The 14,632-nt window shown below is 34.2% G+C and carries 10 protein-coding genes; 1 reads left to right on the plus strand and 9 read right to left on the minus strand.

Features of this window, described 5'->3' with window-relative positions; genetic code table 11:
• Positions 1-130: 130 nt before the first annotated feature.
• On the plus strand, positions 131-844 hold the full coding sequence (locus MWH30_RS03120) for a SagB/ThcOx family dehydrogenase (RefSeq protein ID WP_248662588.1): 714 nt from the start codon (positions 131-133) through the stop codon (positions 842-844).
• A 36-nt stretch (positions 845-880) separates the two neighbouring features.
• Here the strand turns inward: MWH30_RS03120 and MWH30_RS03125 are convergent, their stop codons facing one another.
• From MWH30_RS03125 to MWH30_RS03165, 9 genes are all read right to left on the minus strand, one after another.
• Positions 881-2,899: a S8 family peptidase gene (locus tag MWH30_RS03125; protein WP_248662589.1), complete on the minus strand. Its 2,019-nt coding sequence runs from the start codon at positions 2,897-2,899 to the stop codon at positions 881-883.
• A gap of 1 nt (position 2,900) precedes the next feature.
• On the minus strand, positions 2,901-3,911 hold the full coding sequence (locus tag MWH30_RS03130) for an AI-2E family transporter (RefSeq protein WP_248662590.1): 1,011 nt from the start codon (positions 3,909-3,911) through the stop codon (positions 2,901-2,903).
• A 98-nt stretch (positions 3,912-4,009) separates the two neighbouring features.
• Positions 4,010-6,148, minus strand: coding sequence for a DNA helicase RecQ (gene recQ / locus MWH30_RS03135; protein WP_248662591.1), 2,139 nt, complete (start codon positions 6,146-6,148; stop codon positions 4,010-4,012).
• A 148-nt stretch (positions 6,149-6,296) separates the two neighbouring features.
• Positions 6,297-8,162, minus strand: a complete 1,866-nt coding sequence (locus tag MWH30_RS03140) for a [Fe-Fe] hydrogenase large subunit C-terminal domain-containing protein (protein WP_248662592.1) — start codon at positions 8,160-8,162, stop codon at positions 6,297-6,299.
• A 29-nt stretch (positions 8,163-8,191) separates the two neighbouring features.
• On the minus strand, positions 8,192-9,286 hold the full coding sequence (locus tag MWH30_RS03145) for an HD-GYP domain-containing protein (protein ID WP_248662593.1): 1,095 nt from the start codon (positions 9,284-9,286) through the stop codon (positions 8,192-8,194).
• Positions 9,287-9,411: 125 nt separating this feature from the next.
• A complete protein-coding gene (locus MWH30_RS03150; RefSeq protein ID WP_248662594.1) occupies positions 9,412-9,882 on the minus strand; it encodes a LytR/AlgR family response regulator transcription factor in 471 nt (156 codons plus the stop codon).
• Between the two features lie 74 nt (positions 9,883-9,956).
• A complete protein-coding gene (locus tag MWH30_RS03155) occupies positions 9,957-11,045 on the minus strand; it encodes a response regulator (protein WP_248662595.1) in 1,089 nt (362 codons plus the stop codon).
• Between the two features lie 13 nt (positions 11,046-11,058).
• A complete protein-coding gene (locus MWH30_RS03160; protein WP_248662596.1) occupies positions 11,059-12,567 on the minus strand; it encodes a GGDEF domain-containing protein in 1,509 nt (502 codons plus the stop codon).
• A 4-nt stretch (positions 12,568-12,571) separates the two neighbouring features.
• Positions 12,572-14,599 carry a histidine kinase gene (locus MWH30_RS03165; protein WP_248662597.1) on the minus strand — a complete coding sequence of 676 codons (2,028 nt, stop codon included), beginning with the start codon at positions 14,597-14,599 and terminating at the stop codon, positions 12,572-12,574.
• Positions 14,600-14,632: the final 33 nt, after the last annotated feature.

The following is a 14,632-nucleotide window of genomic DNA, read 5'->3' on the forward strand; positions in this document are numbered from 1 at the left end:
TGCATTTTTTAAATTCAAACTGAGTATAAGAAATAAGATTGAGTTTTAAAATAAAATTTATTCATGCGATTGCCCTGGGCTTTATTAACTAGAAAAAATAATATATAATGTAATTAGGTGGTGATGAAAAATGAAAAGATATCGTTTTTTGTTAATCATTCTTTTGTTAATTATACCAGCATTACTACTTTCTTTTAAATTAGAAATCTTTAACTCCAGAAATGCAGATGCTTTAGTTGATAATTCTGAATCCATAGAATTACCTGCTCCGCAAACGGATAGTCAGATTTCAATAGAAAAAGCACTATCTAAAAGACGTTCAATTAGAGAATATACAGAAGAATCCTTAAGCTTAAAGGAAGTATCGCAGCTACTTTGGGCTGGACAAGGAATCACTGATCAACAGCGAAAATTTAGAACTGCTCCTTCAGCTGGAGCGCTCTATCCACTTGAAGTTTATTTAGTAGTTGAAGGAGTCAAAGAACTTTCAGCAGGTATTTATCATTACCAACCAGCAGAACATCAACTAGTCAAACTCAGCTCAGAAGCTAACAAAGAAGAAATTTATAATGCTGCCCTTAACCAAGAACCTATTATAGATGCCCCAGTTAATATCATAATCACAGCAGTTTATGAGCGAACTAAGGCTCGTTATGGAACCCGGGGAGAACGTTACGCCAAAATAGAGGTAGGTCACGCAGCTCAAAATATCTATTTGCAAAGCACAGCTTTAGATTTGGGAACAGTAATCATCGGTGCTTTCGATGAAAGTAGAATAGCTGAAATACTTCAATTGCCTGATAATAAAAAACCACTAGCTATTATGCCAGTTGGCAAGAAATAATTATTAGTAGTATTTAAAAAGAAAATTAATAAAACGTCAGCTATCAAACTGACGCTCTATGATTTCTGTTGCTTGTAATCTGACTAGCTCCTGCGGATCAGATTTTAATTTTTTAAAGAAAGATAGCAATTCTTGAGGTTGAGGATGCACCTTAGCTAAAGCTGTTAAGGCTTGATAACGAAGCCACATCTCATGCTCACTCAGTATCATCTGCTTAAGCAGCTCTGCTAATTCAATACTCTGCCCAGAGGATTGACTAATTGCTGTCAATAAAACTTTTCGATCTAGATCGCGGTCTTGAAGAGCTACTTTCAAATCTTCAAGACCTACTTCAACAACTAACTCAGCTATCACTTCTCCAGCTAACTCTTTTTTAGTCTCATCATCTTCCTTTAAAATATTTAGCAGTTCAAAGAAAAGCTGCCTTTCCCCTGCTAAATATTTTTTAATTAACTCAGGCCTGATATTTTCTCGAAGAGCAAAATCAAACAAAAACCTTAATTTAGAACCTTCTTTAAGTAAAAACTTAAAAGCAGTTAATCTCACCTGACGGTGCTTATCCATTAAACAGCTTTGTAACACTGAACTCAAATTAGAGATATCCCTATCTGCCAACAATTTAATAATGGAAATCTTCACCCAGTGTTTTTTAGACTTATCTAAAAGTCTTAATAAAGGAATTTCAACTTCTGCTTCCACTTCATCAGCCAATTTAGCACTAGCTACTTTTCTCCAAAGTGAAGAGCGACTTCTTAACCCCCACAGTAAAACGGACAAACTATTACTCCCCTTTAAATAAAGAGCTCCTAACCTTTCCCCAGCTACAAAAAGCACTGCTAATGCAAGTGATATAACCATTAAATAAAACTTAAGCTCTAATAAATCAAACTTTGCTAAATAGGCTAAAACTGCTAAAATTGAAAATAACGCTGAATAAATAACTGCCAGATATCTTTCCTGCCAGTCAGCAAATAAGAAAGGAAGACTGACAAAAGTAGTTAACAGTAAATAATCTGATATATGAAGACCTTCTGCTTGCAAATATCCATAAAGACTTTGCAACTGAGGAATTATCTTTGCTTCTACTACCGCTACCATCGGTAAAGCACCTATCAGTATCAATAGAGAAATAAAAAGACCAGGCAGTCCACCTTCTTTAATCAGCTTAATACTATATACTAAAAAAATAGTCATAGTAACTATAATTAGCCAATTAGCTTTAAGCCAATAATAAGGATCTACTTGACCTAAAGTTTTCCCCACATTAATTAGCCCTACCCCCAACTCTCCACTTCTAAACTTCTCATCAGCCAGTGGATCAGCATTATCAATTATCAATTCCAAAGCCTGATTAAGTGACAGTTCTTCTTCACTTTCTAAGAGTCGAGCCCACAAAGCAGTCACCCTCGGCGCAGCAAAGGAGGTGCCTGAACTTTGAAAATGTTTAAATCCCAATCCTGTCCCCAAATAAGTTCCAATTGAGTGCTTAATACTTCCATTAGCAGCCAGATCAATATGAGCACCATAATTAGAAAAAGGAGACTTTTCCCCTTGCTCAACACTAGCTACCGCTATCACCTCTGCAAAGGCTGCTGGATAGATCGGTTCATCGGAATTATTATTTCCTGCCGCAGCAATAATCCCTACTCCCTCTTCTGCTAATTTATTGATTAAATACCGATGAGCTGGAGTATAATCCGCAAAAGATAGACTAATATTGACCAGCACTTCTTGTTCAGAAAATCTCTGCTTGTAATTAAGGGCCCTCTGCAAACCTGTTAAATACAACTCCTCTTTAATTCCTTGTTCATCAGCTACATGATGAAAAAATATTTGACTCTGTGAACTCCCACCTTCAACTATTCGAGCCACAATCTCACCATGACTTAAACTAGCTTCCAAGTCAAACTCAGTAAAATCATCCAAAACAAAGATAGCAACTCTAGCCTCTTCTTCATCCTCAACTACTAGCTCCAGAGAAATTAGAACTAAAAATATTGCTAGTAATATTAGTATTTTTCTTTTCTCTTTTAGAAGTTCCCTTACTTTAAGCAATTTAGATATCCTTTCCTCGCTGCTTTAAAATAATCCCTCGGATTGAAGCATAAACCGGAACAGCAAATAGGGCCCCTAAAATTCCAAACAATAAAGTAGCAATTAAAATCACAAAGATAATTACTACTGGATGAATCTGCAGCTTCCCTCCCTGTAAAATAGGTCTGACTACATTCCCCTCAAACTGTTGGACAATCAGCATTAAAATCGTCACTTTGATCACCATATTCAAGCTAGTAGTCAAAGCAATAAATACAGCCGGCAAGACTCCAATTGCTGGGCCTATAAAAGGAATTACCGAAGCAACTGCCAACATAATAGCTAAACCAATTGCATTAGGCATACCAATAATCATATACCCTACAAACATAATTGCTCCGGAAACAAGCCCCACCAGCAATTGACTAGGAATATAAATACCAAATACCGAATCAATAGTAGTTAAAGCTTCCTTCATTAAAGGCCGTTTTTCTGCTGGAACCATCTTAACTATATTTTGAGCTAACTTTCGATCATCCTTCAAAAAATAAACAGTCAAAAAAGGAATTAACAGAATTATCAAAGCAAACTGAGTAAGCGAAGCAAAAGCTCCTAAAAAGTCATATTCACTAATCCTATCTACGGTTTCCTGGACTAAAGAGGTGATTCTCTCCTCTACGTTAAACTCACCCAAAAATTCTAGCTCTCCAATCTGTCCTAAGGCTTGATTAATTCCAAGCCCGCTAACTTCATAATCAGCCAAAAAGTTAATTAGCCTCCTGATTTCAGTATAGATTATACTTCCCCCGAAATAAGCAATAAAAGAAATTAAAACAATCATTCCCAGTAAGGTAACTATAATGGATAGCTCCTTATTTCCTATCTTAGGATGCAAAAATCTAACCACTGGTCGAAGCATATAATAAATAAATCCGGCCATCAAAATAGGTAGTACCACTACATATATTATATTTTTTAAAGCACTTATCAATTGAGGAATCTGAAAACTAATAAAAATAATCAGCAAGATCATTATTATTCCCGCTGTAATGCGAAAGAATCTGTCACTGAACATATTATTACCTCCGATCAATAAATGGATTTTCATTAAATTAATTATAACATTTTAGCTTATAGTTTTTTATCCATTATTTCAATCATAACTTTAATCTCAAAATAACTAACTCTATCCGGTAGTTCATCTTTAATTGGTCTCAGCTTAGCAGTCCCTACTTTCTTAATTGCCTTTCTAATTATCTGCCGATCTTGATCCTTTATAAAGGGTTCTAAATCCACTGCTAAACCCTCCTGAGCTGCTTTAATTATATGTCCTCGAATTGTACGAATATTTAATTCTCTTAACTCGGCTATCTCGGCTAAACTCTGACCCTCTTGGTATAAATTATATGTTTTTACATGGCTTTTTACTTTTTGCTGTTCCACAGCTTTTTTCTTTTTCTTCTTTTTAGACTGCACTTTTCTTGCTGCTCGATCAATATCTTTCTCTTGAGCATAGCTATTAATCTCTTCTAGAAAACGCTGAGCATACTTTTCAAGTTTAACCTTACCCACCCCGCTAACTGCTAACATCTCCTCTTCATTAGCAGGCATCAAATTAATCATATCCTGCAAGGTACTATCATGAAAGATAACAAAGGGTGGTACCTCCTCTTCTTCAGCTATCTTTTTTCTCAATTTCCGCAGAATATCAAAAAGTTCATTATCAGTAGAAATTTGTTCAGTTTCTTTACGTACCTTCTGTACTACCTTTTCCGTTCCCTGTAAAACAGAATATGCTTTATCAGTCAGCTTAGCCACCGAGTATTTACCTTCAGTCAAGTGAATATATCCTTCGGCAACTAAGAATTTAGCAAAATTCTTAATCTCTTTAATAGTATGGTCGGTCATTATTCCATAAGTCGATAGCTCATCAAGTCCTAGTCTTAAAATCCCTTTACTTTTAGAACCGCGCAGCACCTTAGCTACTTTACCAATTCCGTAACGCTCTTTCATTCTATAAATACAGGACAGAATCTTTTGGGCCTTAACGGTGATATCTACTAACTCCTGACCTTCAGCACAGTTACTACAGTTATCACATTCCTCAATAATATCTTCCTCACCAAAATAATCCAATATATAAGCTCGCAAACAACGATCAGTATAACAGTAATCAATCATCTGTTGTAATTTTTGATAAGCTAATTTCTTTCTATTCGCTGATAAATCAGACTCTTCAATAAAGTATTTAGGCAAACGGATATCAGCAGGAGAAAATAACAACACCACTTCACTTCTTTCCCCATCTCGACCAGCTCTTCCTGCTTCCTGATAATAGGATTCTATATCGCGAGGCATATTATGATGAAGCACATATCTTACATTTGATTTATCGATACCCATCCCGAAAGCATTAGTAGCCACCACTACATCTATCCTATCGTGCACAAAATCATCCTGAGTTTTCTTTCTAACAGCATCACTTAATCCGGCGTGATACTTCCCCACTACCAAGCCTTTATTTTTTAAAAATAAATATAGGTTGTCTACTTCTTTTCTAGTAGCAGCATAAATAATTCCTGCTTCATCTCTATTAGTGTTCACATACTCTTCTATAAAGTCCCGCTTATCTTCTCCGGTAATTAATTTAAAGGTTAAATTTTCCCGATCAAAGCTAGTAATAAATATATCAGAGTTCTGAATGGCTAAAATCTCACTGATATCCTCTCTAACATCCTCCGTAGCTGTAGCAGTAAAAGCAGCAAGCACAGGTTTATTGGCTAATCTATCTAAAAAATCAGCAATTAATAAATAAGCCGGTCTGAAATCATGGCCCCACTGGGAGATACAATGGGCTTCATCAACTACCACCAAGGAGACCTCTATAGTATCGAGCAGTTCAATAAAACGCCTCGATCTTAAGCGCTCCGGAGCTATATAGATTAAATCATAATAGCCTGTCCGAACTTGATTAATCCTTTTCTTTAGCTCAGATTTAGTTAAGGAGCTATTAATGAAAGTACTTTCAATTCCTACTGCTTTTAAAGAGTCAACCTGATCCTTCATTAAGGAAATTAAAGGGGAAAAGACAATAGTTACTCCCGTTAAACAGACGGCTGGAATCTGAAAACAGACTGATTTCCCCCCACCAGTAGGCATAATTCCTAAAGTATTATTGCCACTTAATATATTATCAATAATCTCCTGCTGGCCCGGTCTAAAATTCTCATATCCAAAATACTCCTGCAAAACCTGCTCTGCTTCTCCCACCTTCTTCACTCCCTATTTTTTCTCAACTCTATTTAAATCTTTAAAACAAATATTGCCCTTTATTATACCATAAAAAGTCAAAAATTTAAAAATTAAAACGCCAGCTTATTAGCTGACGTCTTAAGTATTTAAATTAAGTAACAGTAGTTTACTCAGAAATCTCCTCTATTTTATTAACTAGCTCCGTATTCATAGCTGATATTTCCTCACTGGAAGCTGATGCATTTTGAATAATACTAGCTACTGTTTTAAACTCTTCAGTGACTTCAGTCGATCTGGAATTGATATCCTCTACTTTATTTTCAATCTTAGTCAGAAAATTTCCAATATTATCTGCTTCCTGATTGGACTGATCAGATAACCCTTTGATATTTTCAGCAACAATTGCAAATCCTCTTCCGTGCTGTCCTGCTCTGGCAGCTTCTATACTGGCATTCAGAGCTAGCAAATTAGTCTGCTCAGCTCCATCTACTAGCTTAGTTAATATTTCATCCGACTTACCCGTAAACTCTTCAATATCACTTATCAAAGCTTTTAAAGTATCTATATCTTCATTCATTATATTTATCTTAGTAGAGATTTCCAGCATTTCTTCAGCCATTTCATTATTAGCTATATCTATATCTTTGATCCCCTTTGTTAATTCCACAAAACTATCCGCTAAATTTTCTTCTCTTTTTTCCCGCATCTCTTGATTTATTTTTAGCTCCTTTTCTAGCTCTTCCGCTAAGTAAAAGTGACAGTTTTCCGCTGAATTCAAGTTATTATAAATTGCTAAGGCCATATCTTCGCAGTTACCATATCCACAAGCAGAACAATTATAAAAATCATCTTCATCATACTTATCCATACTCCGATAAATTTCTTCTCGTTCTGCCAAGCTAGGTTCTAATAGCTGATTATTAGCGGCAAGATTCTGATAACTACGCCCATATAAACTTTCTTCCCAGTATTTATTTACTACTTTAGCTAAAGATCTTTTTCTTCTCAAGTCTGCTAAAGGACCTACAGTTTTATATTTTTCTTGCATCTTTTGATTTCTTTCCTCAATCAAGTATTCTATCTCATCGGGAGATTTATCCTGATTTAAAGTGCCGGGCCCGCCATTACAACCCATCTCACAATTGAGACAGTCCACTAATAAAGGAGCTACTCCTTGTTCAACCATTTCCGGTAACTTATCTAAGTAATGATAAATAGTATGAATCCCTTCTATTTTTCGGGTATGATGGATGATATCTGGATTTTCTCGAGCTGCAGTACGCATCAAACCTCCGGGGGTGGAAAAGAGTACGGCCCTTTCAGCTTCAGGATTATCAAAGTCGCTCTCCGAGTAATCAGCTAAATTAACCCCCTGCTCTTCAAAATGCTTATTTAAAGATTTATAGGTAACATTATAATCACCAATTCCTACAGCTTCAAACTCCCGTTTTTTAGCCAAACAAGGAGAAAGAATTACTATTTTATGATCTTTATACTGAGAATAATACCTCTTTATCATTTTCATCACGTGCATCATTGGACTATCAGCAGGTGCTAGATAGTCTAAAAGCTCGGGCTGATAAATTTCTATATAACTTACTAAAGCCGGGCAGGGCTGAGCTATTACATTCTGAGGATTATTCTTTTTAATATACTCCAGATAGGTTCTAACAGTAAGTTCAGCTCCAAAAGAAACATCAAAAACAGCCTCTACACCCATGGACTTAAGCCAAGTATTTAAATTCAAATATTGATTGGGAAAATTAGCTGCCGCTGCCGGAGCTACTATAGCTACCATAGCTTCTCCCCTATCAACTCCCCTTAAAAACTCCTCAAAATCGTCTACTAAAATCCGCGCCCCATGATCACACTCCTCTAAACATGCCCCACAGCCAATACACATGTTATGATTAATAGCAATATACTCTCCGCTACCATCATTACAAAACTTAACAGGGCAAATAGAAATACAAGAATGACAGTTTAAACATTTGTCTTTATCTACTTTAATCACCTTAGCTAGTTCATTCATTAACTCCACTCCTATCTTTTAAAAGTTATTTAAAGAAGTTCTTCAATTTCATAGCCTGTTAATTCTTCACTTGTATCAATTTCAAAGTACTCTTCTAACTCTCGCTTATTAATCTTTAAAACTTTAATAACTGGGCGATTTACATTATCTTTATTTATTTTAGTCACCACTCCCTCACATCCATTACCTAACCTCACCTTACAGCCAACAGGAAAAGGAACTAGATAAGCTAAAAACTTATCAACAATCTCAGCATCTAATTCCTGCTTAGAAGCCATAGAAAGCAAGTAATCTATTATCTCTTTAGTCTTCAAGCCAATTCTATAAACTCTATTATTCTGCATTGCATCAAATATATCAGCAATAGTAACAATTCTAGAAAAAACTCCTATCTGGTCCTTAGTCAAACCTTGAGGATAACCGGAGCCATCGCACTTTTCATGATGTTGATAAGCAACTAAAGCTGAAGCTTCCGAAATTTGATCAATGTCTTTTAAAATCTGATAACCATAAACAGTATGCTTTTGAATTTCTGCAAACTCCCCATCTGTTAATTCACCTGCTTTATTAAGTATTGAAGCTTCTACTGCTGCTTTACCAATATCGTGTAAGAAAGCACCAATTCCTAATGATTTCAGTTTCTCTTTATCATAACCTAGCACTTTGCCAACAATCAGCGAAAGAGTAGTTACATTAGTTAAATGAAAGTATAACTCATCATCTAATTTCCTTACATCTCGCAAGTTGACAAAAAGCTCTGGTTTATTGAAGATGTTGTCAATAATATCTTCGATTAAATCAGTTATTTCTTGCGGATCAATCAGGCCTTTCTTCTTTTTATCATTAGTAACCTCTCTATCAATAGTAAGCGAATCTAGTCCCTGCAAACATTCTTTAGCAGTACTAACGGCTACCTGTTTTACTTCTTCACAAACCACATCTTCTACTTCTACTAAGTTTTCATCTTCTATGTAAACATGAGTAATTCCAAAGCTTTCTAGTTTTTTAATATAACGCGAATTTAACTCAGTGCCTTTCTCTAATAACACTTCGTTATCAGAGGTATATATTTTTTTAGCTAAAGTATCACCACTTTCCAAATCACTAATTTTAGTCAAATACAATAGCATCCCCCCTGATTCTGCTATTAATTATTATAGCAAGTTAATCTAAAAATAATCTAAAAAATTACCAACTTAAATACTAAAAAAAGAGCTTTTAACTTATATCACCTGTTCTCAAATAAATATCACCTAGCAAGTAAACGAGAAATAGTCTTCTGAAAACGCTTTTTAGTAAGCGGCTTTAATAAATAATCAAGAGCATTTAACTCAAAGGCTTCCACAGCATAACTATCATAAGCTGTAACAAAAACAATATCTATTTCTTCATTAACTTCTAAAATTCTCTCAGCTAACTCTAATCCACTATAACCCAATATTTCAATATCTAAAAATACTACATCTGCACTTATTTTATTTTCTTTAATTTCACTCAAACAATTATCATAATTGCTATAAGTACCCACTAAATTTAACTCTTCAACCTGACTTATAAACTCTTTTATTCGCGCTGAAGAATGAAGCTCATCATCAACTACTACTATATTCAACATGATCTCACTTCTCACCCCCAATTTATATAAAGTAACTAATGGTGATTTCAAAGCTTGAATATAATAAGTATAACAAATTAATCTAAAAGTAATCTGAAAAATCACCTTTGCACACCCTAAAGTTCTAAAATTTTTAAATAAAAAAATCCGCAGCTACTAAATGTAACCGCAGGCCCTATTTAAAAGTCCATCTGTGGTTCAATACCAAACTCCTTTTGTAATCTCGATTTTAACCTCTGATACTGACGTCTAGCCTTTGTATCTTCACCCAACTCTTTATAGGTCTTAATTAACTTCTGATAAGCAGCCTCAACCAAGAATGTTTCTTTTATTACCCGTTCTAATAACTTAATAGCTAACTGATACTCTTCTATTTCCAAATAATAATCAGCTACCTTTAAAAGAACATCTTTAAACTTTTCTTCTAGTTCAGCTCGCAAAGCATAAAGCCAGCTATAAGCTTGCTCCGGTAAGTACTGGCCTTGATATAATTCAGTTAACTTTTTTACTTGCTCGATATTAGCCTCAATATCTGTTTTTATTTTATTTACCAACTTCTCAAACTCAAGTACATCCCATTTAATATGCTCCATATTCAATTTATAGTAGCCTCGCTTACTGAAAACAATCTCCTTAAATCCTAAGCTCTTAATCAGCTTTCGCAAACTATAAACTGTAGTATATAAAATAGCTACTGCTTTCTCAGGATCCTTATTAGACCATAAAGCTTCAACAATCTTATCACTGCTTACAAAATTCCCCCGATGATATAATAAATATAAAAAAAGCTCCTTACTTTTAGCAGTTGGCCAGTTTAGACTTATTTCCTCCCCTTGCGTAAAGAGTCTAAAGTGCCCTAAAGAAAAAACATTTAACCTAAAATCTTTATTATTAACAGTCTTTTGGGAGACTGACAAGCGAGAAATAGTCTTTTGGAAACGCTCTTCAGTAATAGGCTTTAATAGATAATCAAGAGCATTTAACTCAAAGGCTTCCACCGCATAACTATCATAAGCTGTAATAAAAACAATATCTATCCCCTCATCAATCTCCAAGATCCTTTCCGCTAACTCTAGGCCATTACAATCTGGCATTTCAATATCTAAAAATACTAATTCAGGGCTTATTTTATTTTCTCTAATTTCAGTTAAACAGTTATCAGGATTACTGTAATCCCCCACTAACTTCAATCCATTAGCTTGAATTACAAACTCCTTCATTCTCCCTAAAGCATGGGGTTCATCATCAACTACCACTGTATCTAACATAAGCAACCCCTCCTTACTCCCCACTTCCATTATATAAAATATAATCCTGCTGTTCTTTTTTAGCCTTATACATAGCATAGTCTGCCTTTTTAATAAGTTCCTCTAACTCCCTACCATCATCAGGATAAATACTAATTCCCACACTAATGCTAATAAAAAACTTACTTTCTCCTACAGTTAAGGGCTCTCTAAACTCTTCCATAACTCTATCTGCTACCTTAATAGCTCCCTCTTGAGAATTAATTCCACTAACCGCTATAGTAAACTCATCTCCTCCCAGTCTAGATACAATATCCTGTTTCCGTAAGCTACTTTTTAATCTATTAGCTATTTCCTTAAGTATTTTATCCCCTGTACCATGGCCAAAGTTATCATTTATTTCCTTGAACTTATCAACATCTAAAAATAAAATAGCTAATTTTTCTCTCTTCTTTTGAGCAGTTTTTATTAGTTTATCAAATTTTCCTGCAAATGACTTTCGATTTGCTAAGCCTGTTAACTGGTCCTGATAAGCCAGTTGCTCAAACTCCCTTAATAAATAAGTTGTCATTATAATAAAAATCACAAAAACTGCTATCATAATTAAAGCATTAATTAAAAATAAACGACGATGTTCATTAATTTCATCCCACATCACCTGATCATTATAAGTAATACCAACCACATAAGAGTTCCATTGTTGCTGATCATCATCTCCAGAAACTAAAGCTGGAAAAAATTTATGAATATAATTAGTACCTTCTGATTGAATAACTGTACTTTGCACTTCATTACTTAGAACAGAACGTCTTACTAGTTCTTCTTTAGGTTCAGGAACATCTGGATCTAACCCTTTACTGCTCCTTAACTTAGCAACCCCCTTTTCAATAGGCTCAACACTAAAAAATGAAATTTCCTCCACCATTTCGTACTCTTCCGTTAACTCAGTTGCATCACCAAATATATCTAGATTTTGGAGGACGGGAAATCTTTTTTGGACTTCAATGCTTAACTCTAATATATACTTATTATCATGAGTAGGTAAATAACTATATTTTTTTATTTCCCCCTCTTTGGTTGATAAATCAAGTCGATCAACTACAAATGAATCTCCTTCTAAGCGCTCTCTTAATACCTGAGCAAAACCAGTATATTTTGAAAAATCAAGACCAAGATCTTTTTGATAAGTTGTTTTAATTATCTTCAAATCACTGTCAACAATATAAATATCGTAATCACCGAACTTTTCTTTTAACTTCTCCAAGTCCCAATCCATAACCTCTGGATTCCGCTTATACTTATCTCTCATTACTTGAGAATACTCTTTCATTTCTTGATTTAACTGTTGTTCAGCAATTTTATAGGAGTCATTAATATGATTTATAGTCTGTAAAATACTCTTTTCTACTAGTTGCTGACGATGACTATATTTATCTTTAATTACCTCTTTAGTACTCCGATAATTGGTGTAGGAGATAAATACTATACTTAAAAAAAGTACTACAATAATAATATATTTAAATCTTTCAAAAAAGTCTTTCATCAGCTTAACTCCCTTCTCGTCTAAACTTATCCTCAGGTATTTTGAACTCTACAGTAGTTCCCTGCTTTAGACTGCTATTTATCTTTAACTCTTGATTATAAAGCTTCTTTAATCTCTTATTTATATTTTCTAATCCTATTTTCCGACGTCCCTTACTCTCAGTTGTCAATAAATTAGCTAGCTCTTCTTCTGTCATCCCTATTCCATCATCTATAACTTTAATTACAAAGAATTTCTCTCTTCTACTTATATTAATTTCTACACTTCCCCCTTCTTTCCTCTTTAAAACACCATGTTTAACTGCATTTTCGACTAAAGGTTGTAAAATCAAGGGAGGAACCCCAAAGGATAAGCCTTCTTCTACTTTATACCTTACTTTTACTCTATCTCCAAAACGAGCTTGTTGAATAGTTAGATAAAAATTAACTAATTCCAGCTCTTTATCAATTGATACCAGGCGATTTAAACTTTCAAAATCAAAGCTATAACGTAAATAGTTAGCCAAATCCAAAATTAAATCGCGGGCCCGTTCAGAATTATGTTCACACAAAAAAGCAATAGTATCTAAGGTATTATATAAAAAGTGAGGTTTAATCTGGGCCCTAAGAAAGTCCTGCTCCCACTCAATGCTTTCCTCAACCTTGGCCTTTAAAGTAATTAAAGTTCTTACTCTAGCTTTTAGTTCGCTGATCTCAAAAGGCTCCTTAATAAAGTCATTAATCCCCACCTCAAAACCACTAATCAGATTCTGAGGACTGCTCCGCGAAACCATAACCAGTATAGGTAGTTCAAATAACCTAAAACGCTCCCGGATTTCTTGACAAAGTTCAAGAGTAAATTCATCAAGAGCAAATAAATTTAGAATCACCAGCGCTACTTCGCTATTCAACTCCTCTAGGGCCCGCTTTTTATCTTTAACTGTTTTGATAAAGTAATTTTCCTGCGCCAAAATATTCTTTAAAGAGTTAATCTTATTGACTTGATCACCAACTATTAAAATATACTTTCCCTGCGGCAATAAGTCACCTTCCCTATCAATTTCATTTTTACTTATTTCACTAAGCGTAGCTAACTGGGTATTCGCTTCCTCTAACTCATAGAAGTCATTATATTCAGAGCCCGGCAAAGTAACTACTATAACTAATAACTTATTAGCTAATTTTTTTATCTGCAAATCTCCCTCTTGGAAGCTAATTAACTGTTGAGTTATACTCTGCTTTAAATCACTTTTATTTAATATAAACTCTGCCTCCTGCTCTAATCCAGCTCTATAATCCTGATATTTAAAAAGAATATTAGCAGCTGTAGTTTCTAAGCTAATTTCAACCTTAGCATCTACTTTTTCAGCTTTAAAAAATATTACTCCCTCTTCTATATACTCACATACATTACCTAAAAGATTATAAAAAATCTGAATTAATTGGTTTTGATCAGCAATAACCATAATCTCATTCGGCTCAATATTATTTTCAAATTCAATCTCTTTATCAGCCACAAAAGGCTCGAAAAGCTCTATTATATAATTTATAATTTCATGAGCTTCTAAATGCTCCAGATTTAAATCAATATTTCCCTGCTTGATATCCACATAATCCACAAAGTTATCCAACATATAAGTTAAGCCTTTTCCAGTTTTGATTATTGAGGCTAAGTCCTCTTTCGATTGTTCTAGCAAAAAAGGAGATACCTTGCGAATAACAGATTCAGCAGCAGAAATGATATTATTGATAGGTAATTTTAGTTCCTGAGAAGTACTGGAAATAAACTGATCCTTAAACCTATCCACCTTTGATAACAAAAGATTTTTTTGCTGCAACTCTTTAGACAGTGACTCTATTTGAGTAAATAACTTGATAAGAAAGTTACCAAGAATAAAAAATTGAATTATTAGCAAAATAAATAAGCCTAAATATAAATAATAACTAGTATTAAATAAAGACTTATTATTTGCAAAAACTATTAAAACTAAAAAAGTTAGTAGTATGGAAGCAATTATAAATATCACCATTAATTTATTTTTCTTTTTTCCCATTTTATAACTCCTAATCAAAATTTATAGACCTCT

This window comes from Fuchsiella alkaliacetigena (genome assembly GCF_023227765.1).
Lineage (GTDB): Bacteria > Bacillota > Halanaerobiia > Halobacteroidales > Acetohalobiaceae > Fuchsiella > Fuchsiella alkaliacetigena.

Excerpts from the sequence above, each read along its gene's own strand:
- MWH30_RS03120 (WP_248662588.1), top strand. The coding sequence starts at position 131 with ATGAAAAGATATCGTTTTTTGTTAATCATTCTTTTGTTAATTATACCA.
- MWH30_RS03130 (WP_248662590.1), bottom strand. The coding sequence starts at position 3,911 with ATGATCTTGCTGATTATTTTTATTAGTTTTCAGATTCCTCAATTGATA.
- MWH30_RS03140 (WP_248662592.1), bottom strand. The coding sequence starts at position 8,162 with ATGAATGAACTAGCTAAGGTGATTAAAGTAGATAAAGACAAATGTTTA.
- MWH30_RS03155 (WP_248662595.1), bottom strand. The coding sequence starts at position 11,045 with ATGTTAGATACAGTGGTAGTTGATGATGAACCCCATGCTTTAGGGAGA.
- MWH30_RS03160 (WP_248662596.1), bottom strand. The coding sequence starts at position 12,567 with ATGAAAGACTTTTTTGAAAGATTTAAATATATTATTATTGTAGTACTT.
- MWH30_RS03165 (WP_248662597.1), bottom strand. The coding sequence starts at position 14,599 with ATGGGAAAAAAGAAAAATAAATTAATGGTGATATTTATAATTGCTTCC.